This is a genomic window from Lysinibacillus sp. NPDC097868 (assembly GCF_044761135.1).
Taxonomy (GTDB): domain Bacteria; phylum Bacillota; class Bacilli; order Bacillales_A; family Planococcaceae; genus Lysinibacillus.
In genome coordinates, this window is record NZ_JBIWBS010000003.1 from 349,085 (window position 1) to 371,138 (window position 22,054).

Annotated in this window: 23 protein-coding genes; 8 read left to right on the forward strand and 15 right to left on the reverse strand. The window is 36.9% G+C overall.

Translation table 11 applies throughout. The features are described from left to right. Positions 1-125 precede the first annotated feature (125 nt). The 5 genes from ACIQXJ_RS18590 to ACIQXJ_RS18610 all read right to left on the reverse strand — a co-directional run bounded on the left by ACIQXJ_RS18590 (position 126) and on the right by ACIQXJ_RS18610 (position 5,036). The gene (locus tag ACIQXJ_RS18590; protein ID WP_403055692.1) at positions 126-806 is read right to left on the reverse strand and encodes a cyclase family protein; all 681 of its coding nucleotides are present in this window, start codon (positions 804-806) and stop codon (positions 126-128) included. Then, positions 807-1,871, reverse strand: coding sequence for a zinc-dependent alcohol dehydrogenase (locus ACIQXJ_RS18595; RefSeq protein WP_403055690.1), 1,065 nt, complete (start codon positions 1,869-1,871; stop codon positions 807-809). A gap of 53 nt (positions 1,872-1,924) precedes the next feature. After that, a complete protein-coding gene (locus tag ACIQXJ_RS18600) occupies positions 1,925-2,788 on the reverse strand; it encodes a 3-hydroxyacyl-CoA dehydrogenase NAD-binding domain-containing protein (protein ID WP_403055688.1) in 864 nt (287 codons plus the stop codon). A 16-nt stretch (positions 2,789-2,804) separates the two neighbouring features. Further along, positions 2,805-3,434, reverse strand: a complete 630-nt coding sequence (locus ACIQXJ_RS18605) for a carboxymuconolactone decarboxylase family protein (protein WP_403055686.1) — start codon at positions 3,432-3,434, stop codon at positions 2,805-2,807. A 270-nt stretch (positions 3,435-3,704) separates the two neighbouring features. After that, positions 3,705-5,036: a short-chain fatty acid transporter gene (locus ACIQXJ_RS18610; RefSeq protein ID WP_403055684.1), complete on the reverse strand. Its 1,332-nt coding sequence runs from the start codon at positions 5,034-5,036 to the stop codon at positions 3,705-3,707. Between the two features lie 108 nt (positions 5,037-5,144). Here ACIQXJ_RS18610 and ACIQXJ_RS18615 point away from each other — a divergent pair, with 108 nt between their 5' ends. Then, positions 5,145-5,471, forward strand: coding sequence for a DUF3870 domain-containing protein (locus ACIQXJ_RS18615; protein WP_173478792.1), 327 nt, complete (start codon positions 5,145-5,147; stop codon positions 5,469-5,471). 32 nt (positions 5,472-5,503) lie between these two features. Here ACIQXJ_RS18615 and ACIQXJ_RS18620 read toward each other — a convergent pair whose 3' ends face one another. The 5 genes from ACIQXJ_RS18620 to ACIQXJ_RS18640 all read right to left on the reverse strand — a co-directional run bounded on the left by ACIQXJ_RS18620 (position 5,504) and on the right by ACIQXJ_RS18640 (position 9,792). Beyond that, complete coding sequence (locus tag ACIQXJ_RS18620) at positions 5,504-6,697, reverse strand: thiolase family protein (RefSeq protein ID WP_403055682.1); 1,194 nt, start codon at positions 6,695-6,697, stop codon at positions 5,504-5,506. Between the two features lie 12 nt (positions 6,698-6,709). Next, positions 6,710-7,345, reverse strand: coding sequence for a 3-oxoacid CoA-transferase subunit B (locus ACIQXJ_RS18625; RefSeq protein WP_403055680.1), 636 nt, complete (start codon positions 7,343-7,345; stop codon positions 6,710-6,712). After that, positions 7,338-8,024, reverse strand: coding sequence for a CoA transferase subunit A (locus ACIQXJ_RS18630; RefSeq protein WP_403055678.1), 687 nt, complete (start codon positions 8,022-8,024; stop codon positions 7,338-7,340). Before ACIQXJ_RS18630 ends, ACIQXJ_RS18625 begins: the two co-directional genes overlap by 8 nt. 13 nt (positions 8,025-8,037) lie before the next feature. After that, complete coding sequence (locus tag ACIQXJ_RS18635) at positions 8,038-8,754, reverse strand: carboxymuconolactone decarboxylase family protein (RefSeq protein WP_403055676.1); 717 nt, start codon at positions 8,752-8,754, stop codon at positions 8,038-8,040. Positions 8,755-8,958: 204 nt separating this feature from the next. Then, a complete protein-coding gene (locus ACIQXJ_RS18640; protein ID WP_403055674.1) occupies positions 8,959-9,792 on the reverse strand; it encodes an alpha/beta fold hydrolase in 834 nt (277 codons plus the stop codon). A gap of 462 nt (positions 9,793-10,254) precedes the next feature. Between ACIQXJ_RS18640 and ACIQXJ_RS18645 the strand changes: the two genes are divergently transcribed. From ACIQXJ_RS18645 to ACIQXJ_RS18660, 4 genes are all read left to right on the forward strand, one after another. Further along, positions 10,255-10,827, forward strand: coding sequence for a dienelactone hydrolase family protein (locus tag ACIQXJ_RS18645; protein WP_403055672.1), 573 nt, complete (start codon positions 10,255-10,257; stop codon positions 10,825-10,827). A gap of 27 nt (positions 10,828-10,854) precedes the next feature. Continuing rightward, positions 10,855-11,811: a LytTR family transcriptional regulator DNA-binding domain-containing protein gene (locus tag ACIQXJ_RS18650; RefSeq protein ID WP_403055670.1), complete on the forward strand. Its 957-nt coding sequence runs from the start codon at positions 10,855-10,857 to the stop codon at positions 11,809-11,811. Between the two features lie 144 nt (positions 11,812-11,955). Next, positions 11,956-12,804: an ABC transporter ATP-binding protein gene (locus ACIQXJ_RS18655; protein WP_403055668.1), complete on the forward strand. Its 849-nt coding sequence runs from the start codon at positions 11,956-11,958 to the stop codon at positions 12,802-12,804. Then, a complete protein-coding gene (locus ACIQXJ_RS18660) occupies positions 12,801-13,508 on the forward strand; it encodes an ABC transporter permease (RefSeq protein WP_403055666.1) in 708 nt (235 codons plus the stop codon). Before ACIQXJ_RS18655 ends, ACIQXJ_RS18660 begins: the two co-directional genes overlap by 4 nt. Positions 13,509-13,806: 298 nt before the next feature. Here the strand turns inward: ACIQXJ_RS18660 and ldmS are convergent, their stop codons facing one another. Together ldmS and ACIQXJ_RS18670 are read right to left on the reverse strand one after the other, a co-directional pair. Then, entirely contained in the window at positions 13,807-14,961 is a 1,155-nt protein-coding gene (ldmS, locus tag ACIQXJ_RS18665) for an L-aspartate--L-methionine ligase LdmS (RefSeq protein ID WP_403055664.1), read from the reverse strand. A gap of 155 nt (positions 14,962-15,116) precedes the next feature. After that, a complete protein-coding gene (locus tag ACIQXJ_RS18670) occupies positions 15,117-15,698 on the reverse strand; it encodes a GNAT family N-acetyltransferase (protein ID WP_403055662.1) in 582 nt (193 codons plus the stop codon). A gap of 93 nt (positions 15,699-15,791) precedes the next feature. On the opposite strand from ACIQXJ_RS18670, the gene pdxR reads away from it, so the two are divergent. Together pdxR and ACIQXJ_RS18680 are read left to right on the forward strand one after the other, a co-directional pair. Continuing rightward, positions 15,792-17,156: a MocR-like pyridoxine biosynthesis transcription factor PdxR gene (gene pdxR / locus ACIQXJ_RS18675; protein ID WP_403055660.1), complete on the forward strand. Its 1,365-nt coding sequence runs from the start codon at positions 15,792-15,794 to the stop codon at positions 17,154-17,156. A 74-nt stretch (positions 17,157-17,230) separates the two neighbouring features. Beyond that, a complete protein-coding gene (locus ACIQXJ_RS18680; RefSeq protein ID WP_403055658.1) occupies positions 17,231-18,025 on the forward strand; it encodes an EcsC family protein in 795 nt (264 codons plus the stop codon). Positions 18,026-18,156: 131 nt separating this feature from the next. Here the strand turns inward: ACIQXJ_RS18680 and ACIQXJ_RS18685 are convergent, their stop codons facing one another. Continuing rightward, the gene (locus tag ACIQXJ_RS18685; RefSeq protein ID WP_403055656.1) at positions 18,157-19,128 is read right to left on the reverse strand and encodes a quinone oxidoreductase family protein; all 972 of its coding nucleotides are present in this window, start codon (positions 19,126-19,128) and stop codon (positions 18,157-18,159) included. Between the two features lie 91 nt (positions 19,129-19,219). Here ACIQXJ_RS18685 and ACIQXJ_RS18690 point away from each other — a divergent pair, with 91 nt between their 5' ends. After that, positions 19,220-19,840: a hypothetical protein gene (locus tag ACIQXJ_RS18690; protein WP_403055654.1), complete on the forward strand. Its 621-nt coding sequence runs from the start codon at positions 19,220-19,222 to the stop codon at positions 19,838-19,840. A gap of 153 nt (positions 19,841-19,993) precedes the next feature. Here the strand turns inward: ACIQXJ_RS18690 and ACIQXJ_RS18695 are convergent, their stop codons facing one another. Together ACIQXJ_RS18695 and ACIQXJ_RS18700 are read right to left on the reverse strand one after the other, a co-directional pair. After that, positions 19,994-21,178 carry an NAD(P)/FAD-dependent oxidoreductase gene (locus tag ACIQXJ_RS18695; protein WP_403055652.1) on the reverse strand — a complete coding sequence of 395 codons (1,185 nt, stop codon included), beginning with the start codon at positions 21,176-21,178 and terminating at the stop codon, positions 19,994-19,996. 44 nt (positions 21,179-21,222) lie between these two features. Beyond that, complete coding sequence (locus tag ACIQXJ_RS18700; protein ID WP_173478809.1) at positions 21,223-21,651, reverse strand: helical membrane plugin domain-containing protein; 429 nt, start codon at positions 21,649-21,651, stop codon at positions 21,223-21,225. Positions 21,652-22,054: the final 403 nt, after the last annotated feature.

Here is a 22,054-nt window from a genome sequence, read left to right on the forward strand (position 1 = left end):
ATTGATATTAAACTCACCGCAGCTTAGGCTTTTTAGGAGCAGGAGTCTAGTTTTTGAAATTTGAATAGTTTTAGATCACACAAAAAAAGAGAAGGCTTATATGCCCTCTCTTCCTGTTATTCACGTTACTTCACATATGCGACAGCTCTTACTGGAGATGCAGTGGAGTTTTTCAATTTAAGCGGCAGTGCCATAAAAGTAAAACGGTCATTTAAAGGTAGCTGTTCAAGGTTGACTAGGTTTTCTACTATATAAATAGGAACACTTAGCAGCTTTAGATGCACTTCGCGTTTCATATTGTCATGAACATCTATATTCGCTAAATCAAGACCAATGCATTTTACTTGTTTCTCAAATAACCAATCACCTGCACAAGTAGCAAAAGCGTGCTCTTCAAAAAAGTCCCCTTGTCCCCACTTTGCTGTGCGTGTTCGTACTAATACAATATCACCTTGCTGTACAGTGATTCCTTGTCCTTGCTCAGCCAGTGAAAGCATCTCTGCTGTAACAGGTTCAAACGGATCTTTGAAAGGGGATACATCAAGTAAGACAGCATCTCCATAAGTTTTTGTTAAATCCATTTCAGCCGTAGATTCCCCACCTCTTATAAAGTGAAGTGGCGCGTCAATATGTGTCCCGCTATGATCGGACATACGTAAAAAGCGAGATTCAAATCCTTCACATGGTGCTACGTAACGATGACCGGAATTATCAAAAGTGGATTCTTCTTGTATAGCAATCGGTGGATGTGATGTATAAGAAACTAAGCCATCATAAATTTCTAATGTTAAATCAATAATTTTCATTTATTTTTCCTCCTTAAAATGAATCACAACTTTTCCATTTACTTTATTAAGCGCACTTTCAAAACCATGAAGACTATCTTTAAATGGGACCGTATGTGCGATTAACTTATTAAATGGATATTTTGTATCCGCAGCCATTTGTAAAACCGCTTCATAATTAGCCTGTGTAATGCCATAACTGCCTTTAATCATTATTTCACCACGTACAATTTGATCCATTGGAACAGTAAACTCAGCAGAATTGATACCGACTAATACAAGCTGACCACCACGTTTCAGTAAACGAATAGCTTCTTTCGGAATAGTTGGATGTCCAGAGCAGTCAATAATTGCATCATAGCCTGAAAAATTATCGTGGATAAGTTCCTCCGTAGCAACAAATGTAGCATGTACACCTATCTCTTTTGCTAACTGCAAACGACTTTGATCTTGTGGGACTCCTAGCATATGTGTTTCTTCATTACCTGCCCCTACTAAGATTGCAGCTACCCCTAACCCTATTGGTCCAGGCCCAATTACTAAAATAGACTTTTTCTTGTAATCAGCTACTTTTAAAACTGCCGTATAACTCACTGCTAAAGCTTCTGAAATAGCTGCCACTTCATCACTTACGGCGTCGTCAATTTCAATAATATTATTAACATCGACTACCATATACTGTGCCATGCCACCGGCCTCACGAAATCCATATCGAAGGGCCTCCGTCGGTGTTTTTATCAATTTATAATCATTAAAATCACAGCAATTCGTTTCGCCACGTTGACAATAATCACATACACCACAGCTTTTATATGGGTTAATAACCACTCTTTTATTTAAAAATGCTTGATCACCGGCAGTCCCCATAGCTATTACTGTTCCAGTTACTTCATGCCCCAGCACAAGTGGGTAAGTGACCCAGTCATAGCCACCATGCCCATCATACATATGCAAGTCGCTCCCACAAATACCAACGGCATTTACCTTTAGTAAACATTCATTACTATTTAACTCAGGGACAGAATAGGTTTTAAACTGAACATCGTGTTTCTTTGTTGAACACTTTACTAATGCTTGATATTCCATCGCTATATCTACTCCTATTCTCATTTCATATTTGCTGCCTTTAAATTGACCCTCTACTGAACCAATTTAATAATATCTATTAAAGTCTTTTCTTTTTGCGCTAAATATTGTTGTTTATCGATGGATGACCAATCGTAAAAGCCTTGATTGGTTTTCATACCATATTGTTTTGCTTCTATTTTCGCATGATGTATCGCAAGTGGTTTCGTACCATTCTCTAAAGTTGGGTATACATGATCGACAATGGCATAATGCGTATCTAAACCATTTATATCCCGTTGCTCAAGTGGCCCTGTATTGGCTAATCGCACACCTAGACTCATTTTAGCAATAAAGTCTAACTCTTCAGCCGTTACAATTCCCTTCTCAACTAAAGACATCGCTTCTCTTGCAAGTGCACTTTGCAATCTGTTTGCTACAAAGCCCTCGATTTCCCGTTTCAATAAGATAGGCTTTTTACAAACACTTTGTAAAAATTCCATAGTAGCATTTGCTCGTTCCTGTGATGTAAAAGTGCTAGGAACTACTTCTATTAAAGGGGTAATATGTGCGGGAGAAAAGAAATGTGTCCCGATTAAGCGTTCTTTATGCAACATTTTTACTGCAATATCGCTAATTAGATAACTCGATGTATTGGTACAAAACGTAACTTCTTTTTCATAAAATGAATCCAGTTGTTCGAATAAAGCTTGTTTAGCTTGCAAATTTTCAACAATCGCTTCAAAGACAAATGTTAAACCATCAATTTGTTCTAGTTGCTGTAAAAAAGTGATTTGTTGTAAATCTGATTGCTCCTTCAATTGCTGTAATCTTTCTATATTAGGCTCATATAAATAGACATTCACGTTATATTGGTTTAAATATTTCGCGATAGCCGATCCCATAAAGCCTCCGCCTATTATTAGTACTTTTTGCATTGTTAGTTCTCCTTCTTTAAGCTTTACCATCCTCATCATTCCAAATTACTTGTATGCCTACTGCATAAATACATAATGCTTTCACCTCAACTAAAACATCAACACTTGCTCCAAGTGAAATGGCATTTCCTTTATGAATTAGAATGCCTTTTTCATAGGCATCACAAACGTTTATAGCATACAGTAATAATTCCTTTAGTAATCTAGACACTGACCCATCCCGTAAAGAAGTTGTTCGCAAATTGCTATATTTTAATAAAGTATCCGGTGCATAATCTACTAAATATTGAATCCATGTAGGTAATACATCAAACTCGCCTTGATAATAATCAATACATTCCTGCTGTGAAGAAAATGTATCAACCTCTTTCCCCATTTCAATGGCCTGTGCTTCTCCTGATAGCTGAATTGCGTAAGAAATAGCTTCTATCCCAGATAACCAAGTAGGAATACCTCTAGAAATAATGGCTGATGCAATTAGTTCTGCAATTTCTGCGACGGAATTGCCCGCTTCAACTGCTTGCCTTACGAAATAAAGCATTTGTTTTTCCTCACGTCTTGCTGCAAATAAACCTACAAGTAACAATGTTTTTTCTCTTTTGGCTAAAGTACCTTCTGCTAGAAGTGCTTGATACATGCTGGACATTTATATTTCCCCCTTGTATATAAAAGGATGACTATTTGACATACGTTGCTGTCCGCTATGGCGGGTGCTTTCCGAAGGTTTACCGGCGATTTTCACTGTCTTACCGGTGATTCATGAGCTTCTATTAATGCAAAAAATTCGCTCTCTTTCTATGGACGAACCGCAATCCTCTCAAATGCTAAAGCATCTGCGGAGGCTCGCTTGGCTCGCTTTTCCACAGAAGTTTAGCGAATTTTTTGCTGAAATCCTTTAATCCTTACTCTTTAATTTCTAAAGTAAAAATGACCAAGCTAATGTTGCAATAATATAAATAACACCCACGAAGAACATGATCATAACAAGGAAGCCCATAATATCTTTTAACTTTAAGCGAGAGAGTGCCAGAGCTGGTAAAATCCAGAATGGTTGTACTAAATCGTTCCAGGCATTCCCTAACATAACGGACATTGATGTTTCTGATAAAGAAGCACCTAATTCTTTTGCTGCCTCAATCATAAATGGACCTTGTACTGTCCAGTGTCCTCCTGCAGATGGTGCAAAGAAGTTAATGAAGAAGGAGCTAATTAACCCCCAAAACGGTAGGGTATGCTCGTTTGATAAGTCAACGAATATTTTGGCAATTGTGTCCACTAAACCAGAAGCGGCCATGATAGCCATAATCCCCGCGTAGAATGGAAATTGCAGTATGATTCCTGAAATTGTTTTAACCCCGTCAGCTAAGTGCTCAGCATAACGTGCAGGTGTGCCTAGTAAAATAATTCCTACGAATAAAATAATAAAGTTTAAAATATTTAAGTTTAATGAATTACCATTTGTGAAATAGATTACTATATAAATCAGCCCTAACACACCAATTGCGTAAGCTAGAATGCGGCTGTTATTTAATTTACTTGCTAATGTATTGTCTTCCAAAAGGTTTAATTTTGCTTTTGGTTTGTCTGCATATAATGCTGGATCAATCTCCACAACATTTTTAGGATCTTTTGGATGTAGCATCGCATTAAATAAAGGTAATGTAATTAACAAAACAACTGTTGTAATAATCATTGGTAAGCTAAAAATTGTTTCTGATAATGTAACTAATCCCATAGCATCTTCTAAGAAGTGACCTGGAGTTGAAATTAAAATTGGAATAGAAGCAGATAAACCTAATCCATAAAAAGTGAATCCAGAATATGCAGCTGCAATGATTAGCGGATAATGGACCCCTTTAACTTTTAACGCTAGTTTTTTGGCGATAATCCCACCAATTACTAAACCAAATCCCCAGTTTAAATAACTACCGATACCCCCAACAAGTGTTGCCACGATAATTGCCATTTTTGGCGTATGAACCATACTTGCTATTTTATTTAATAACTTATCAGTTATAGGTGCTGTAGCTAATACATAACCCATTGCAAGAATAACGGCCATTTGTGTTGTAAATGCTAGTAAATCCCAAAAGCCACCACCCCAGGCAGTTGTTAGGTCCACAAAACTAATATCTTCAATTAGTAGAGCCAATACAAACGTTAATAATGTAAGTCCAATTGCAAATACAAATGGATCTGGTAAATATTTTTTCATTACATTTGTGAAAAAATTCGTTAACTTTTCCATACAATTTCCCCCTTGATGTGTTCTCCTAAGTAATTTTTGGAATTAGCTCTTTAACGTGTAAACATGATAAAATATAATCACAATCTTTACATGTTGGAGGGCATTTTCTTGCAAAAATTAACTAGTATTTTAGTGACCGCTTATGCTAAGGCACCCCAAGGCACGTCTATGTACGAGATGTACAAACATGCTGGTATTGTGTTAGAAATCGATCAACAAAGTCATAAAATTATTGATGCAGAATTTACATTCGTTACTGATCTTGCACAAGATTTCTTTAAACGTATGCTGATTGGCTTTGATCTTACGGCCAATATTGATGAATTAATTGCTCGTGTAGATGAGCACTATTATGCCCCATCAAGTGGTTCAGTCGTAGTAGCTCTAAAGTCTGCGCAAAAAAGATACCTTGAAAAAATTCAAAAAGATAGCTAAGCACCTTCACCGAGTCATGTACTCGGTGTTCACTATGCTTGGCAGTTTTCAACAATAGTTGAAACACCAAGTCCCCCTGCGATACATAATGTTACTAAGCCATAACGCTTGCCTGTTCGTTCAAGCTCATGAATAAGTTTTGTCATTAAAATGGCACCAGTTGCCCCAATAGGATGGCCCATTGCAATAGCACCACCGTTTGGATTTACTCGATTTATATCTAACCCAAGTTCATTGATAACTGCGATAGATTGGGCTGCAAAGGCTTCATTTAGCTCAATAACATCAATATCTTGAATTGATAAATTTGCCTGCTTCAATGCTTTTAATGTAGCTGGAACTGGACCGATTCCCATTATAGATGGATCTACACCTGCGGCTGCTTGAGCAAGTATTTTCACCTTAGGCTTATAGCCTAGTTCTAAAGCTTTTTCATTCGACATGACTAACAATGCAGCCGCACCGTCATTACGCCCACTACTATTGCCTGCTGTTACTGTTCCACCTTTACGAAATACAGGCTTTAACGTACTTAACTTCTCTTTACTCGTTAAAAATGGATGCTCATCTTTTTCAAAAATTTCTATTGATTTTCGTTTTTTCACTTCGTAAGGTACAATTTGTTTGTCAAAATAACCTTCTTGTATGGCCTTTGCTGTACGTTCTTGACTAAGATGCGCAAATACATCTTGCTCTTCACGAGAAATTGAATATTTTTCGGCTAAATTTTCTGCTGTTTCACCCATCGTTGAAATGCCATAAACTTCAAACGGTTGTGAACCTGGTTGACTTTCTGTATTCGGGTCTAACATGACAGCATTTCCAACGCCATATCCATAACGAGCATTTCGTAAGTAATATGGGGCTGTACTCATGGATTCTGTTCCCCCTGCGATAATAATATCGCTATAGCCAAGAGCAATTTGCTGTGCCGCATTATTAATGGATTGTAGTCCCGAACCACATTGACGATGTACTGTATAACCTGGAACGGTAATTGGTAGCTCGGCACGTAGAGATGCAAGGCGTGCAACATTGGATTGATCTGCACTTTGTTTTGCTTGTCCCAAAATCACTTCATCAATTAGAGTGGGATCCAGCTGTGTACGATTTAGGAGTTCACGTATAACTGTTGAACCAAGAATATCTGCTGTCTCATTGATTAATGAGCCCCCTAACTTACCTATAGCTGTTCGAACACCTTCTACAATAACTACTTCTTTCATGCTATTTCCCTCCTATTTCAACGCATTGACAAAACTTGCTTCGGTGCTAGCCTCTACTTGCTGTAATGTAACTTCAGGCATTAATTCAACCAAATGTAACTGTCCATCTACAAAGTTAAAAACAGCCAATTCAGTAATAATCGTATCCACGCTACGTGTTGAGGTAATTGGATAAGTGCAATTTTTTATAATCTTACTTTTTCCATCTTTTGATGTATGCGTCATCGTGACAATGACCTTTTGTGCACCAATTAATAAATCCATTGCACCGCCAACACCAATAATATTTTTCCCTGGTACTGCCCAATTGGCGATACGCGCTTGCTCATCTACTTGTAGTACGCCTAAAATGGCTACATCCACATGACCCCCTCGAATCATGCCAAATGATTCTGCACTATTAAAAAAGGATGATCCAATGGCTTCTCCAACTGGCATTTTTCCAGCATTCACTACATTCGGATCAATATCCTCCTCATCTACACCTACTACTCCGAGCATGCCGTTCTCTGTATGAAAGTGAACATTGTCATTTTCTACATACTTTGCAACAAGTGTAGGGATACCAATTCCTAAATTAATAATTTGTCCATTTGCAACTTCTTTTGCAGCTCTTTTTGCTATTAGCTCCTGAATTGGATTAGCCATGATCCACAACGCCTTCTTTCGTTAAAATCTTCTGTGCTACAATCACTCGATCAATGAATAAATGCGGAGTAATGATATCATCACTGCTTAGCTCGCCTGCTTCTACAATTTCATCTACCTCAACAATGACTGTCTTCGCCGCAGTTGCCATAATCGGATTAAAATTCCGCGCAGTTTTGTAATACACTAAATTTCCAAGTCTATCTGCTTTATATGCACGAATAATTGCAACATCTGCCTTTAACGCTTCCTCAAAAACGTATTCTTCACCATTAATAATTTTTGTTTCTTTACCTTTCGCCAAGTCTGTTCCAAAAGAAGTTTTTGTATAATAACCACCAATCCCTGCACCACCAGCTCGAATCGATTCAGCTAATGTACCTTGGGGTAATAATTCAATTTCAAGTTCTCCACGTTGAAATGCTTCGCCAACATCTCGATTGCCAGTAAAGTAAGAGCCAATTGCCTTTTTTACTTTCTTTTGCTCTAGCAATTTACCAAGACCCTTACCTTTTTCTCCTAAGTTATTGCTAATGATTGTTAGGTCATTAACATCTAACTCTACTAGTGCATCTATTAAAGTGAGTGGCCCCCCTACTAAACCAAAGCCACCGACCATTATCGTTTGACCACTTTCAACGCAAGATAAAGCCTGTTCTACAGATTCATAAATTTTCATTGTATTCACTCCATTATTTTTGGATAAGCGCATCGCTAATTTCAAACCAAGAAGGAATGCCAGCTGTTAATAGGCAAATATAGCCTAGCTCTGCCAATTCTGCTTCTGCAACACCTATTTCACGTGATTGTTTAGCCCAATAATCTGTTTCCTCATTTTTCAATACTGTTGTGTAAATTCCTGTCATCAGGATATGTTTCATTTGCGTTGATACAACATTGCTATCAAGCAAAGCAACTTTTAAAGCGTTTTCATCTTTTGCATCAATGAAACTTAACAATTTCTCAAAATGCGCCTTACTTTTATCGGTCGAAGCAAACGTACTGTAATAGCGCACAATATCACTTGCTGAAGCATCATGTGAAATTTTGTCAGCACTCGTATTCGTTAGCTCTAACGCATATTCAAAAGACTGTAAGCCAATCTGTAATGCTTTTTCCCCACCATAGTTAAATGCTACGAGTAAGTACTCAATCAATTCTTCGAGTGTAGCACCACCATCCATGGCGCCTTTTGTATGGTACACCATGCTACGTGCATAATGTCTTGCAGCATTCATGCCAACCAACAATATGTCCTTGTCCTTTACAGAAAGTACACCGGGTGCCATTGCTGCTCCACGAAGTGCTGTATAGTGGTCTAGCATTGCTGGATTATAATCATGCATTTTTTGCACCCATTCAGGTACTACATCATAAACTTTTTTAAAATACTCTAATCCTGTAGACATCCAATAAATCCCCTTTTTGTTAAATTTGAATAAAAAAAGGCCACACTTCCCCAAAAGACGGCATGTACCGTACGTTTAGAAAAGTGTAGCCAACAGTCAAGCAGGGAAAGTAGAAAAAGGTCGTTTTTCTAAAGCTGCTTGATAGGCATTTAATATTTGTTATTTAATTATTCGCATAAAAATTTAAAAACTGCAACTCTTTTTTTAGAAACTCTCTAAAAAACGCAGTATTACTCGGTTAACATCTTTTCTTTCTTCAAAAACCAAAGTGTAATGATTACTATTTGATGTGAATTTCCAAATATTTTTGGCATATTTAAGTGTTTCTGTATAAGATTCTGCTAAAAATAATGCGGGCATTGCTCCAATACCACCAGTTGAATGAATTAAAAGTATTGGACATTCCACTTTTTCAAAAACCTCTGCAGGCTTGTAGTCATAAAAACTTTGGAAATCCAAACGAATTTTATCTTCGTCAGACTTATTTTCCCAATGCTCATCTTGTATTGCAATTTCATAACGACCTACACCTGCTAAATGATCTGTCCATTCAACGCCTAGACGACCATAAATTGCTTTTATTTCCTCGATGTACGCGTCTGCTGATTCATACGGCTTGCTAATTCGACCTAGTGATGGTTCAACAATTTGGCGTTGATGATCTGTACAAGTTGCTGCTCCATCAAGTAAAATAACCCCTTTTACATCGTTTCGTTTACTAGCAACATTTGCCATGATAAATGCCCCCATTGAGTAACCCATTAATATCGGGCTATCAATGTTTAACGCATCAAGCAAAGCTAATATATCTTGTGTATGTAACTCAATACCTGTATTTGCAGGTGCTGGTGCACTATTACCACGCCCTTTTAAGTCAACCGAAATAAAACGATAGTCGCCTTTCAAAAGCTCAGCATAATAATGCATTTGCATATGGTTGCCGGTTAAACCGTGTACGGCAATAATAGTCCCTTTCTCACCTGGATAATCTGCAAAATGTAATGCACTACCATTCACTTCAATTGTTTGGTATTCCATTTCCATCATCCTCCTCATATAAATCATGCGGCGTTCTGAATCCCGTTGTGAAGGTGAACTTTCACCCATCTCCTCACCTAAACATTCGCCGAATAAAGATAAAGTTATTTTTACATTGTTATTTCAAAAAAGTCAAAAAAATTTTCTTATACTAACACTTACGTTACTCTTTTTTTAAACCTGCATTTGAAAAACACTCTCTAACTTTTATCACAAAATATTATTTTGAAATAATTAAAATCCATTATTTTTCCCAATTTTCCATTCCCTAAATGCATTAAAACAATTGCTATTAATTACATTTCCAACTATAAACATTTAGGTCATGTGAGAAATTTACTTATAGATATAAAATTTTTTATTACATGAATTACCAAACCATTAATTTACTTTTAATGGATTAAATGTACGATATAATTACTTTTTGATACACTATTTGAAAAAGCAGAAAAGGAGTCTCAATTGAATAGGAAAAATAGAAAAATATTTATTTTACATGAAATTTATGGAGTAAATGATTTTATTCGAGAACAGGCATGTGCCTTTATGGATAAGCAAACCGAGGTAGAATGTGTTCAACTTTACAGAGATGAAATAAGCTTTACTTATCATCAGGAAAAAGAAGCTTACCAGTATTTCACTAATGAAATTGGCTTCGATACTCCTTTGGAAATACTTTTCACACTACTAAGTGCTGCCATACAACAATATGAAAAAGTTATTGTAATCGGTTATAGTGTAGGCGCAACCCTTGCTTGGCGACTTGCTACGCTGCCGTTATATCGTGTTGTTTGCGTTTACGGCTCACGTATTCGCCAATATCTTGACTTGCAACCAAATTGCCCGACACTGATTCTTCTACCTATTCATGAGGTGAGTTTCAATGTCGAAGAATTGAATCATGCACTAAAGCATCGATACTTTGTACAAACTATTCAATTTCCAGGGAAACATGGATTTATGGATCGTTATAACGCTTCATTTCATCAAGAAAGTGCTATGCTGGCGCAGACGTATATAAAACAATTTTTATAAATCTTTTATGAGGTGGAGGCTATCACTTTGAATCAACAACAGCTTTTAGAAATCGACCCTTACACGGAATCAGGAAATGTCATTTACCCAAGCTTTCAACTTCCATTAAATATAGGAGCTATTATAGGCATCTACACAGATGTAACGAAGATCAATACTTTGATGCAATGGTTCACAAAGCAAGAAAAGACATATACGCATATTCGTGAAAGTGCATTATACGAACGACTGACAGTAGGCGAGTATATCCATTTTTCTATGAAACTTTTTACAGCGCCTTTACACAATAAAGAGGAAATTTTAAAGCTGTTTTCTTTGTCTGATCAAAGGAATAATAAAATACTTAAACTTCAACATGGGGAAAAACAGCGTTTAAAATTGTTACATACATATCTAAATTTAGCACCTACTCAAATAATCGAAGAACCCCTTCAAAACTTAGATGAATTTTCAAAACAAAATGTTCTCAAGCTTTTGATGGCACTTCAAAAACAAGAAAAATCCGTTGTTTTACTTTCAAACAATTTAGAGGATTTAATTATTTCGTGCGACGAAATATATAGATTAGATGCATTAGGTTTGCATGCACTCGATGTAAAAGAGGATGAAATCGAAACAGTTCCCACACCTAACGAAAATGCACCTATACGACTTGATAAAATCCCAACAAAGAAAAATGACAAAATCATTTTATTTAATCCACCAGAAATAGATTACATTGAAAGTGTGGAAGGTGTTGTGAGCGTTTATGTTGCTAATGAAGCCTATCCATGCACATTGTCCCTGAATGATTTAGAACAAAAATTGACACCATTCGGCTTTTTTAGAAGTCATCGCTCTTATATCGTTAACCTGCAAAAAGTACGTGAGATTATTACTTGGACCCGTAATAGCTACAGTCTTGCTTTAAATAGCAATGAAAAAACAATTGTACCCTTGTCGAAAAACAAACTAGCAGATTTAAAAGAAATACTCGGAATATAGTAGATTTCCCAGGAAATAAACGACTCCTGTCAGCTAAATATTACTCCATTGAAGCTCATTTTTCCGCCATTCACCTGTAATTTAATGTTTACATCTCCATTGAGCTTTAAAGTTAGGGTATCAACAACCACAGGAGGTTTACACATGGAGACAGTAATTGATGTTCAACATTTAAAAAAGGTCTTTAATAGTGAGGCTGCATTACAGGATGTTTCCTTCACTATTAAAAAAGGAGAAATATTTGGTTTCCTTGGTCCAAGCGGCTCGGGTAAAACAACTACTATTAAAATATTAACCGCACAAACAGAAAAAACTGCGGGAGATGTATTATTATTTAATCGTCCTGCCAGTGAAATGAAATATAGCCAAAATCGTCAGCGCTTTGGTATCTTAACGGATAATAGCGGGCTGTATACACGGCTTTCAGTTGAAGAGAATTTATTACTATACAGTAATTTGTATCAATTACCTAATACAGCAGTAAAAGAGGCATTAGATTTTGTTAATCTTTATGCAGAACGTAAAAAGAAAGTTAGTCAGCTATCTAAAGGCATGATTCAACGTGTCACACTAGCTCGTGCCATTATGCATAAACCTGAATTGTTATTTTTAGATGAGCCAACATCTGCTCTTGACCCAGTGAACACGCAGCATATTTATAACGGCTTACGGAAATTAAATGAACTGGGAACAACAATCTTTCTAACAACACACGATATGAGTGAGGCAGAAATACTTTGTGATCGTGTTGCCTTTTTACATCAAGGAAAAATTCGCGCAATCGGTTCACCGAAGCAATTAAAAAAAGAATTTGGAGATGAAACGATTACTGTAGAATTGAAAAATGGCCAATCTGAAACGATTCAAAATGGCGATCAGGATGCGCAGAAACTATTTCATTGGATGCAAAAAAATGCAGTTGCACGTATATACACAAACGAGCCAACTTTAGGCGATATTTTTATGCAAATAACAGGGAGTGATCTAATATGAACATATCAATAACACGTATTCAAGCTATTTTTATGAAGGACTACAAAGAATTTTCAAGAAATTACGCAGTATCTGTTATGATTTTTTTACCCCTTATTTTAGCTTTTGCTTATAATAAAATCGGAACAAATAGTATCGACGCTTATTTTTTACCAATAAATTTAGTATTTGCAGTTGTTACTGCCTATGTACAATGTTGTTTAATTGCAGAAGAAAAGGAGAAAAATACACTCCGGAGTTTAATGCTTTCTCCTGCTTCACTTGGAGATATTTTAATAGGTAAAAGCTTGTTCGTCTCCATTGTGACGATTGTTGTGGTAGGTTTGTCGATTTTCCTTGTTGGTTACGAGCCAGCAAATCTTTTCATATTAGCTATCGCCCTATTACTTTCTATCGTATTCTACATCGCCTTAGGAACATTATGTGGATTATTTGCAAAAACAATTATGGAAGCATCTATTATCGTGTTGCCTGTTATGTTTATTTTCTCATTTGGACCGTTTGCCTTAACTTTAGCTTCTGTCTATCCAGTGTTAGAAATTGCAAAGTGGCTTCCAAGCGCACAACTAGTACTTCTAGCAGAGGCTTTGGAAGGTAACTACTCAGCTATGGATTACATTATTCCTATCGTTACGATTATTGCTTGGTCAGCAGCAGCTTGGATTGTTACTGGATTTGTTTATAAAAAAAGAATGGTAGATTAATAAGCATATAGTGTAGTACAGGGTGACAGGCACTCAAACAATTTCCACACAAGTCATGCAGTTTATAATTTGTCATGGAAGAATCCCCATAGCCTCCTGCTTAAAACGCACGCAGAGTAAGACGCAACTTGATCATTTCGACAGCAAGGGTTGCGGCTTACAGAGTGCCCGCAGAAAGCGTAGTTAAAAAGTGACAGGCACTCAAACAATTATACTAGTTGATTGCAACGGAAAGCGCCCGCCCGAAGCGAACATCAACGACAATTAAATGCAAAGTAACGACCACTCTTTCCTAACATTAAAGCAATTGTTGTTCAAGTTCTTCGATTTCTTCTAATGTATCCGCATACCAAATACCAACAAATCGCGATGCTACTTTGTTTTCAAAATATTCCCCATCATAATAAGCTAATGGGAATAGAACTTCTTGTTTTATAAATTGTTCAATCTTTTGATAAAATGCTTCATTATCCTCAACACCTTTTGATGCATAGGAAGCAAATTTATTAACAGGTTTACCTAATGCTTCATGAAACATTAACATAGAGGTAGAGCCGTTTTGGCGGAAGTTTAAATCAATCGCCTGCACATCTCCTGCCTCTGTTACAATTAAATCAAACCCCGCTACACCAACAAAGCCTTCTGCCACACCACGCTCCATTATATGGCGACCTACTTCAATCACTTTATCAGGTACTTTTTCTACAATGACATTCCCCTCATAAATTCCATTGTCATCTGTCATTTGTTGAGAAGCACCTAAATACTGTATACCAAGCTCTTCAGAATAAACGAACTGACAACTATAATTATCTTTTGCCTGTAATAACTCTTCAATAATAATACTTTCCGTTCCATTCATACGAAATTGACGTAAACCCTCTGTTAACTCATCTTGATTTTGGCATATGATGACGCCATATCCACCAGAAGTGGGCGAATCATCTCCAGGCTTGAGGACAACAGGTGGCTTCCAATTTTTCATTGCATCCGATAATCTATATAGTTCGATATTCAAACGGCTTGGTACATATTTACTATCAATTAAATGATCAATATATGCTTTTGTATTTAGCTCATTAAATTTGGCGGCATCCATCCAATAGCAGTTACGGTTCATATGCTCTGCGTCATGTAAATACTGACAAACAATCGTTTTCCCTTCTTCACACCATGCATCTAGTTGCGCTAAATATTCTTCTTGTGTTTCATACGTATACGGCTGCTCTACCCATGTTAAACCCGCTAATTCATGTATTTTTTTAGCCTTCGCCGTTTGTGTCGCACGGTGCACTAAAACAGGAATATCCGCGATGGCGACTTCCCTTGCGGTTAATGCATCTAGTTTATGACAGTCATCCATCATCCACGGGTTATCGCTATATGGTGTACGAGGTGTATACACAGCATTATCTCCGTAAATTTGTCGTAATGTTAATTTCGGCTTTAACATACTTTTCCCCCACTTTTCAAAAATAGATTTTAAGTTATCTACCCCTGAATGCCAGTAATCACACATAATTTGACAAAAACTAGATTATAAGACTAAAAAATAACCATTTTTTTACTTGTTTTTAGTAAGTAAAGCTAATGGAGAGAAACCTTTAATTAGTCCAATACCAATAACTGTTCGATTCGAGCTTTTACTTCGGGCCATTCTTCTATCGTAATACTATACATCACCGTATGACGAGTAGAACCGTCTTTACGTACCATATGATTGCGTAGAACTCCCTCTTTTGTTGCCCCTATACGTTCGATTGCCTTTTGAGAGCGTGTATTTTCATGATCTGTTTTAATTTGGACCCGTTGTAGACCGATTACTTCAAAACAATAGCTAAGTAACAAATATTTACAATTTGTATTCACAGCAGTACGCCAAAAGGTAGGGGTAAGCCATGTATTGCCTATTTCTAGACGTTTATGCTTGCTTTCAATGTCCATATACCTTGTTGAGCCTATAATCTGTCCCGAACGTTTATCCACAATGACAAATGGAAACTCCTCCTTTTGCATTTTGCTAGACAATGCCTTTTCCACAAAGTTATGCACATCCCTTTCATCTTCAATCGTTGTGGACAGATACGCCCAAATCTCTGGATAACTACCTGCTGCAAGTAGCCCTTGTACATCCTCTTTTTCTAGTGGTTTTAATAATACGACTTCATTTTCTAAAGCACTGAAATTCATTGACCTTCACTCCTTTTTCATTATTAAACGGTAATTTTGATATGATGAACATAACCAATTTCTAAAATTTAGACCATACCAAGGAGTTGATGAATGATGGAACTTGCAATTTCGTTCACAGGACATATTCCTAAATATGTACAGGTTTATGAAAGCATTAAACAAGCTATCCTTTTGCAGAAACTTTTAGCACATGAACAATTACCTTCAAAACGTCTGCTTGCAACAACATTAAATGTCAGCGTTCATACAATTAAAGTAGCCTATGAGCAATTGCTTGCAGAAGGTTATATTTATAGTAAAGAACGCTCAGGCTACTATATTGCGCCATTTGAGTTTGAATGGCTGCAGCAGGTTCAAACAGAAGATACAATTTCCTTTCCCACGAACGACCATACGGTGAAAATTGATTTTTACATCGGTCATGTGGATAAAGCTACTTTCCCACTTCAAACCTTTCATAAGTTGATGAAAAAGCATTTTACTATAAACATTTTATCAACAAGTCCATGGCAGGGAGAGGTTGCTTTACGGCAGGAAATTGCCAAGTATGTAGGACGCTCTCGAGGGGTAAAATGTGACGCATCCCAAGTATTTGTCTATAGCGGTACACAAAGTCAGCTGCAAGCTCTATGCCATTACTTCGGGCCACAAACTCAAGTTGGTTTAGAAGAACCAGGCTTTAAACGAGTAAGGGCTACGTTACAGCAATGCGGTTTACCATCCCACCCTATTCCTGTTGATAACTCAGGTGTTACCATACCTAAAAAAGCTATTCACATGTTATACACAACACCAGCACATCAATTTCCACTTGGAATGGTAATGTCGATTGAACGTCGTGCAGCACTGTTACAATGGGCGGCCTTAAGTGAGGCATTTATTATAGAGGATGATTATGATTCAGAGTTTCGTTATAAGGGCCTCCCCATCCCCTCTCTTGCGAACATAGATCAGTTACAGCGGGTTATTTATTTTGGTACCTTTTCAAAAACATTGCTTTCTTCTCTACGTGTTAGCTATATGATTTTGCCTAAGTCACTAGTGGAGGATTTTACTTTCTTTCATCAGGAACAAAAATCAGTCGTCTCAAAAATGCAGCAGCTTGTGTTAGCAGACTTTCTTGCGCAAGGATTGTTCGATAAACATTTAGCAAAGATGCGCACCATTTATCGAAAAAAGCAACAAACACTACTAGCAGCTATTCGTAGTCATTTCTCTGAGGAATTTGAAATTATCGGCGAAAATGCAGGACTACATATTATTGTGAAATTACCAAAAAGATTGTCAGAGCATGATGCTATCCAGCTTGCTCATGCAGTAGGAGTCAATGTCTATCCTTGTTCTACTTCATTTCAACACCCAACTGAACATGGCATGATTATCATTGGTTATGGAGGATTATCACTGGATCAAATTGATGAGGGCATTACCTTACTTGCTTCTGTGTGGCAATAGACATGTATGAACTTGAAACTTTTTAAATTAGTTTACGTATTGTAACTAAATGCACTCACAAGGGGAATAGATAAATGGAGAATCAGGAGCAATTACAAACTTATTTACAAGAAATTGAAGCGTGGGAAAAAGACCAAAAAGGATTATGGTTTTGGGAAAGATTAGGGCGTATTCCTTTTAAAATTTTAGATAAGATGACCCCTACCTTTATTCAACAAAAACTAGCTTTACTTGTTGATGAGCTTGGGAGCTATGTTCAATCAGGTGGTAAATATTTAATCAATGAGCAAACGATGATTCAAAAAATCCGTAACCATTCTTCGTATCAAAATATTTTTGCCATCTCAGATATCGGTAACATTCCTTTAGAGGAGATGATTGCTCTAAGTGATAAGCTTCAAAAAGAACGCGTGAAATTGGCAACAGTTCAAGGTGCTTCTACTGGTTTTGGAGGTATTTTCACATTGGCGATTGATATCCCAATTATATTAGGAATGGCTTTAAAAACGCTGCAAGAAATTGCAATTATTCATGGTTTTGATCCTAATGATAAAATGGAACGTATTTTCATTGTGAAGTGCCTACAATTTACCTCCGCTGATATTGTAGGTAAAGAAGCTATTTTAGAAGAAATTTCATCCATGCACGACAATAATAACGTATCGGAAAAGATGATTTCACAGCTTCAAGGTTGGCAGGAAGTTTTCTTCACATATCGTGATCAAATGGGCTGGAAAAAGCTTTTCCAAATGGTTCCGATAGCAGGTATGATTTTCGGAGCATACGCTAACAAAGGCATGATGCAAGATGTAGCAGAAACAGGAATCATGCTTTACCGAAAAAGAAGAATATACGAAAAACTAAAGTAGTGCCAGTCACTCACACAATTCTCAAACAATTTATATTCACCTGAGGAAACGCACGTAATGTAAGCCGCAACAGGCGGCGCGACAGCGACGGTTGCGGCTTACAATGTGCTGCGTAGCTAAGTGCCAGTCACTCACACAATTTTAATTAATATCTTCCCTTGATGCTGGCGGCTCTCCATCAACTCATGCGCCTTTTCTATGTCCTCTAAGTCAAACACTGCTGCAATCGGCACTTGGAAACTTTCATCCTGTAATATTGTAAAAATATCTGGAGCTACTTGTTGTAATAGTTCCGGCTTTAACGCCCGAGTCGTTCCTAAGCTAAAGCCTTTTACATTGCGGCAACTACTATGTAAATCAGATGTTTTAATATTGCCTGCTTTACCGCTACTATTACCAAACTGCACAAGAGTACCGTATGGCGCTAAACATTTTAAACTTTCTTCTGTAATCGTTCCTGCAATCGAGTCGAAAACAACATCGACACCAAGTCCGTCCGTAAATTCATTAACTTCGGCACTAAATTTTTCATATGTCACAACATGATGTGCGCCTAACTCATAAGCAATGGTTGCCTTTTCGATAGAGCTAACAGTACCTATAATTTTTTTGACGCCACACTTCTTTGCCATTTGTATAAGCATTGTCCCTACTCCACCTGACGTGGCATGAATTAAAACGCTATCCTCTGTCCCTATTTGTGTAATTTGATGTGTTAACATATAGGATAAAAATAAAACAGTCGGTATAGCGGCTACCTTTTCAAGAGGTACACCATTCGGAATGCGAAAGACTAGCTGTTCATTTGCTACAACATATTGTGCATATGCACCGTTCTTTGGAAAAGCAATAACGTGGTCTCCTTTTTTAAAATCACTGCTATTATCAAAAACCTCTTCTATAATACCAGCTACATCTAAACCAAGTATCATAGGAAAATTAGCTTTCGCTTTATTTCCAGTTCTGTTTTTAACATCAGCAAAATTTACACTTGTATAAGATGTACGTATTAGAACTTCCCCTTTTGCAATCATCGGTTTTGGACAGTCCACAAGTGTTAGTACGGATGGCGGCCCAAATTCATTTATTGTAACAACCTTCATAATTTACCTCCTTCCTGTTATAGTAAAATTATAACTAACTTCATATAAAAAAGTTACATATTTACATTTTACTTATTTAAGGGGGATTATGATGTCAATCAAACCTAGTAAAGAAACTTACAACGATATCGCTTACAATTTTTTTGATATGAATAGTAATAAAATTTGCTTTATGTTCTCGGGTACAGGCTATAACTATGATAAACCGCTACTACATTACGCTACTTCACTAATGCTTGACTTAGGCTATGATGTTGTCCAAGTTTGTTATACATTTGAGCAACATCAGTTCGATCAGCCACCGGAAGCTATTTCAGAAATGGTTTATAACAGTGTTGAATCTATCGTTACATATTATTTACGCTCAAATGCTTACAACGAAGCTGTTTTCATTGGAAAGTCACTCGGAGTATTTCCAATCATCGACTATTATATGCAACAGGAAGCCATTATTCCTTCTCGCTATATTCTATTAACACCTCCACTATCCTTTGAACATATCATGCAAAATTTAGTAGATCGACATAGCTTTATAGCTATCGGAACTGATGACCCACATTTCACCCATGAAAGGCTGAATCAGCTACCTTCCCATCAGCTTACTATAGCAGCAAATGCAAACCACTCACTCGAAATAGCGAACAATACGTTAGAATCCATTTTCACCTGTCAGACTATATTAACAGCTCTCAAAACTTATCTTCAAAACTAATCTTTCATTTTTCCATTTTAAAAAAAGCTACTTTAAAACGAGACATTCGTTTAAAAGTAGCTTTTTGGGCAAACTTAGCAATAAAAACACCCCGTTAAATGTTCGTTTTCACATTAACATCTACGGGGCATTAATTTAGTTATTTATTGAAAATTAATACACTAAGCCGAATAGCGCTTTGATGTGTGTAAGATAGCGAATGTTAGACGCTTCTTTCATAAGTGTTGCAGGAAGACCTTTAAGTTGTGTGTTGCTAGCACCGATAGTAGCAACTGCATCTTTACGGCCTAAGCTTGCAAGAGTACCAGAGTTAACCGCAGAGAATGTTTTCATCTCTTGGTTTTTGTATTGTGCGAATAAGTTGTAACCAGCGCACTCGCCCATTTGCCAAGCAACTTGTGCAGTTGGAGCGTAAAGTGGACGTCCACCATCACCTGGTAATGCAACAGAAGCATCCCCAATTACAAATACATCTTCATGTGATGTAGATTGTAGGAATTCATTGATTGTTGCTTTGCCACGATCAGCAGCAAGACCTGATTCAGCTACCATTGGAAGTGCAGCTACTCCACCAGTCCAGATAAATGTATTAGCAACGATTGGCTCACGGTCTTTAAGTGAAATAACGTTACCTTCAACACCTGTTACTGGAGTACCAGTAATGAACTCAACACCACGTTTTGCTAAACTTTCAGTTGCACGTTCAATAAGTACATCTGGAAGTACTGGTAAAATTTTAGGACCAGCTTCAACTAGTTTAATTTTTAGATCTGCAAAGTTTACGCCGTGTTTAGCTGCGATTTTCGGGAAGTTGTCCACGATTTCACCAACAAGCTCAACACCTGTTAAACCGCCGCCACCGATAACGATCGTTGCATCTGCTTCGTCTTTTGACTGTGAATACGCTTTAATACGATCTTCAATGTGTCGGTTAATTTTGTTTGCATCGTTAACTGATTTAAGTACCATTGAATTTTCTTCTAATCCTGGGATACCGAAGAATCCTGTTTGGCTACCTAAAGAAACAACTAATGTATCATAAGATAAAGTGTAACCATTATCTAGATCAACCTTTTTAGTATCCACATTGAATTTAGTTACTTTAGCGATTTGTAAATCAATATCTAAACCTTTAAAGATTTTTTTAAGCGGTAAAGCTACTGCACCTTCTGCAATAGTACCACCAGCTAAACGGTGAAGTTCAGTGATGATTTGGTGAGTTGGGAATTGGTTTACTACAGTGATTTTAGCTTCATCAGCTGATAAATACTTACGTGCTGTTAATGCAGTTAATACACCCGCGTAACCAGCACCTAAGATGACGATTTCTTTTGACATGATTAATTAATCCTCCGTCCTTACGAATTGAATATATCTCGGCCTTATTTAGATTTACGTTCAGCGTTTACTTGTAAAAATGCATTTACAAAACGGAAAACATTTTGAACTTGTGGGTCTTTGATCATTTTTACAAGACCAAATAAACCAATTACTTCATTGCTTTCAGAAGCACGATCTTTTGCTTCAATAGCAGTTGCAGCAAGTTGTTTAGCTGATCCTACTACTGGTGCAGCCATTTCTGTTACAGCGCCAACAGTATCACTTTTTAGTACATCATCTGTTGCAACAGCTTGAGCAAACTCATATGATTTAGTTAATAACGTCATCATTTCAGTTAGCTTTGGTAACTGCTCAACTAAAGTTGTTAGAGATTCTTGCACCTCAGGCTTTAATAGTTGGTCTAGTACATCTAGTTGCTCTTGACTCACAGTTAATTGTTCAGACTGTGCTTGGTTATTCGTTTCTGACATTTTGAACTCTCCTTTGCCGTCACTAATACTATTTTTTTATATTGCATCCATGTAAAAAAGACCATTAAGCGATCTTCTTAACAGTCCTTACAGCGGATATCTTACACACCAGTCACAAGGGCTGGAAAGCGAGTTTCATGATCTATTATTACAATATTTACTGCATTTTGCACAAAGCGCATCACAATTCCATCCTTATCTCTTATCTTGGTGATATTACAACATCCATTATAAGACTGTTTACGCATTATTTCAATCAACTACAGCACAATCTTTAAAAAATAGTTTATTTGTAAACCATTTTTAGTTATCCGCGCTCTTTATTTGTTTGTTTTAGTAAAAAAATCCAAAAAATAAATCCCCTTTAAAAACCAATACCCTATAAAATATGTTATTGCCTACA

Coding starts and splice junctions, on each gene's coding strand:
- ACIQXJ_RS18700 (WP_173478809.1), bottom strand. CDS start 21,651: ATGTCAGAAACGAATAACCAAGCACAGTCTGAACAATTAACTGTGAGT.
- ACIQXJ_RS18635 (WP_403055676.1), bottom strand. CDS start 8,754: ATGTCTACAGGATTAGAGTATTTTAAAAAAGTTTATGATGTAGTACCT.
- ACIQXJ_RS18685 (WP_403055656.1), bottom strand. CDS start 19,128: ATGAAGGTTGTTACAATAAATGAATTTGGGCCGCCATCCGTACTAACA.
- ACIQXJ_RS18605 (WP_403055686.1), bottom strand. CDS start 3,434: ATGTCCAGCATGTATCAAGCACTTCTAGCAGAAGGTACTTTAGCCAAA.
- ACIQXJ_RS18660 (WP_403055666.1), top strand. CDS start 12,801: ATGAACATATCAATAACACGTATTCAAGCTATTTTTATGAAGGACTAC.
- ACIQXJ_RS18595 (WP_403055690.1), bottom strand. CDS start 1,871: ATGGAATATCAAGCATTAGTAAAGTGTTCAACAAAGAAACACGATGTT.
- pdxR (WP_403055660.1), top strand. CDS start 15,792: ATGATGGAACTTGCAATTTCGTTCACAGGACATATTCCTAAATATGTA.
- ACIQXJ_RS18590 (WP_403055692.1), bottom strand. CDS start 806: ATGAAAATTATTGATTTAACATTAGAAATTTATGATGGCTTAGTTTCT.
- ldmS (WP_403055664.1), bottom strand. CDS start 14,961: ATGTTAAAGCCGAAATTAACATTACGACAAATTTACGGAGATAATGCT.
- ACIQXJ_RS18600 (WP_403055688.1), bottom strand. CDS start 2,788: ATGCAAAAAGTACTAATAATAGGCGGAGGCTTTATGGGATCGGCTATC.
- ACIQXJ_RS18640 (WP_403055674.1), bottom strand. CDS start 9,792: ATGGAATACCAAACAATTGAAGTGAATGGTAGTGCATTACATTTTGCA.
- ACIQXJ_RS18670 (WP_403055662.1), bottom strand. CDS start 15,698: ATGAATTTCAGTGCTTTAGAAAATGAAGTCGTATTATTAAAACCACTA.
- ACIQXJ_RS18620 (WP_403055682.1), bottom strand. CDS start 6,697: ATGAAAGAAGTAGTTATTGTAGAAGGTGTTCGAACAGCTATAGGTAAG.
- ACIQXJ_RS18680 (WP_403055658.1), top strand. CDS start 17,231: ATGGAGAATCAGGAGCAATTACAAACTTATTTACAAGAAATTGAAGCG.
- ACIQXJ_RS18655 (WP_403055668.1), top strand. CDS start 11,956: ATGGAGACAGTAATTGATGTTCAACATTTAAAAAAGGTCTTTAATAGT.
- ACIQXJ_RS18695 (WP_403055652.1), bottom strand. CDS start 21,178: ATGTCAAAAGAAATCGTCATCTTAGGTGCTGGTTACGCGGGTGTATTA.
- ACIQXJ_RS18690 (WP_403055654.1), top strand. CDS start 19,220: ATGTCAATCAAACCTAGTAAAGAAACTTACAACGATATCGCTTACAAT.
- ACIQXJ_RS18625 (WP_403055680.1), bottom strand. CDS start 7,345: ATGGCTAATCCAATTCAGGAGCTAATAGCAAAAAGAGCTGCAAAAGAA.
- ACIQXJ_RS18610 (WP_403055684.1), bottom strand. CDS start 5,036: ATGGAAAAGTTAACGAATTTTTTCACAAATGTAATGAAAAAATATTTA.
- ACIQXJ_RS18630 (WP_403055678.1), bottom strand. CDS start 8,024: ATGAAAATTTATGAATCTGTAGAACAGGCTTTATCTTGCGTTGAAAGT.